Annotated in this window: 3 protein-coding genes; 1 reads left to right on the top strand and 2 read right to left on the bottom strand. The window is 38.6% G+C overall.

What is annotated here, in order from left to right; all coding sequences use genetic code 11:
* Positions 1 to 10: 10 nt before the first annotated feature.
* Together MRT15_RS12380 and MRT15_RS12375 are read right to left on the bottom strand one after the other, a co-directional pair.
* Entirely contained in the window at positions 11 to 1,036 is a 1,026-nt protein-coding gene (locus MRT15_RS12380) for a nucleotidyltransferase domain-containing protein (protein WP_304330601.1), read from the bottom strand.
* Positions 1,037 to 1,058: 22 nt separating this feature from the next.
* Positions 1,059 to 2,063: a triphosphoribosyl-dephospho-CoA synthase gene (locus tag MRT15_RS12375; protein WP_304330600.1), complete on the bottom strand. Its 1,005-nt coding sequence runs from the start codon at positions 2,061 to 2,063 to the stop codon at positions 1,059 to 1,061.
* 124 nt (positions 2,064 to 2,187) lie between these two features.
* Here MRT15_RS12375 and MRT15_RS12370 point away from each other — a divergent pair.
* Positions 2,188 to 2,475: ATP-grasp domain-containing protein (locus MRT15_RS12370; protein ID WP_304330599.1), on the top strand; the 288-nt coding region annotated here is incomplete at its 3' end.

Below are 2,475 nucleotides of genomic sequence, written 5' to 3'. Positions count from 1 at the left end.
TTCCCTTTTTTTATTCCTTTAGTATCATGAAGTCTGATGGTTTCCCTCCTAAAACCATTCTATGGTATTCTTCCCCGCTACTTGTAGTTACCATTTCAATTTTCCCTTGAGCTATAACCCACTCCCCCCTTCTGGCTTGTTCGCAGAATCTACCTCTAAACGACGTTATTTCCACCAACTTTTTCGGGTTGCACTCCCCCTCAATTAACTCTACATTGGATATACTGTACTTGCATGGTGTGAATATTGCGTATTTATCGTCTTCAATTAATGCCTTTACCCTTGCATAACCAATAGTTCTATATAATTTATCACCATACTTTTCTTCAACTTCATCCCAATCCAGTATGAATCTTATGAAGAATTCCCTGTTTAGGAATTCCCCTTGTGAAACCTTTCTCCTCTCAATTTTTTGGAAGTCTTCGAAGGTCATCCATGTATCCTTCACCCTAAATTCGTATAGTTTTCTTAACTTTTCCTTATCATACTTTCTGAATCCCATCTTCCCTTCTTCCAATAATTTTTTCAGTTCTTCGTATACTGTTGTGCAGTTTTTCCATCCGTAAATCGTTATGTCTATGTCTGAGTCTTTTGTGTGTAGGTTTACGAGTATTGAGCCTGTAACTCCCATCTTCCCTATTGGTACTTGTGTTATGTCATGTAGTGTTTCGATCATTTTTAGTGCGCAGTTTTCAGTTTCATCCAATACATCTTTACCCATCAATTCCATAACCTTCCATTCTGGTTTATAGTGTTTCATTATTAGGTTTGTGGGTATGCTTTCCATCCATTCCCCGAAGATTTCATCGTAATGCATGTATTGTGGATACTTATCCCTTACAATTCTATCTCTATTGGTTAATGAGTAAACCTTCCTATATCTCCTTCCACCTCTAACCCTTTCACCTAATGGGTCTTCTATGTATCTTAGGTATGCAATAATTCTTCTTGGTGGATGTATTAACCCCTTTACGTCGAATATTAATCCTTCTATGGTTTCTATGAAATCTCCTTCACGGGCTTTTACTTCCCCCATTCCTTAATCATCTCATGAACTTTTAATATTTTAATCCCATTAGTAGGGCTATCATTATTGATGTTGCTGTTAGGTCTGCTGTTGTTCCTGGATTGTAATCGTCACCCAACTTTTGTAGTTCATCGTCGAATTTCCAGAGTTTCACCTTCCCCTCTTCAGTTGTTAATCCACCTAAATTCAGTATTTCCCTTGCAGTTTCCGATATCCATTCTGTTTCCTTAATTCCAATTTCAACTGCCCTCTTTATGTCTCTAACCTTCTTTAATCCAATTTTCCTAGCTATGAATGTATCCGGATATTCTGATAGTATTCTTAGGAATGTGTGTACTATTGCTATGTTTATATCCCTAGTCTTCTGATATACTTCCATTAATTCTTTGTATCCCAATTCTGATGATATTTCTATCCCATTTGATAATTCCTTTGCAACCGTGTCGTAGGATGATGATTCCCTCATGACATCTATTAATTTGATATCCTCATTGATAATCTTCCTCCTAAAATTCTTGTCATATATGTCTGGGAATCTACCATCCTTAACTTCGCCTAAGTCTTTTGGTGTGCCAGCTATTCTTATGGCTTCATATACGTTTATAGTGTCTGTGGCTGTTGTTGAATTCATTATCTCCATGAAATTCTTCCTCAATTGTGGTATTGAAATTTCACCCTCCTCCATATATGTTTTCGCTGCTGCTGTGGATAGTGGTATGAAGAGTAGGCATATCCCTAGATGGGTATTCCCATCCATATGTGATTTTGCAACATCAATTACAGCTTTCCTTATAAGTCTACCAACACCTATCTTTGAAATCTCTATCTTCCCCCTCGAAGCCATAACCCCCCTCTTCGCTGATAATTCCACTGATGATCCTAAGGCTATGGCTCCAGCTAAGAAGTGTTCATAACGTGTATCGGGGTGATCTCTAGTTCTATGGACATTTCCAGGTTTAGGGTATCCGCTCACTTCAAGTATTGATGCCAATTGAGCTGAATTTCTAATGTGTTCAATTACCCCCTTCACCTTCATACCATCACACTCAACCCTAAACTTAATTGTAAACCCCTATTAATAGGGTTTAGTTTTAAACCTTTTCAATTGGTTGAGGCAATAAATATATTTGGAATTAACCATTAGTAGGTGGGGGTTTAGTTTGAAGCTTTATGAGTTTGAGGGTAAGAGGATCTTTTCAGAATTCAATATCCCTGTTCCAAGGGGGGCTTTGGCTTCCAGTGTTGAGGAGGCTTGCGTTAAGGCTTTGGAAATTGGGTTTCCATGTGTGGTTAAGGCTCAAGTGCTTGTTGGTGGTAGGGGGAAGGCTGGTGGGATAAAGGTTGCTAGATCTATTGATGAGGTTAAGGTTGCTGTTTCAAAAATGTTTTCTGAGGGGGTTAGGGGGGTTCCTGTTAGGAGGGTTCTTGTGGAGGAGGCTGTTAACATT

The organism is Candidatus Culexarchaeum yellowstonense (assembly GCF_024707025.1).
Taxonomy (GTDB): Archaea; Thermoproteota; Methanomethylicia; order Culexarchaeales; family Culexarchaeaceae; genus Culexarchaeum.
Note: the sequence above shows the minus strand (reverse complement) of the source record. Positions and strands in the feature narration are given on the sequence as shown.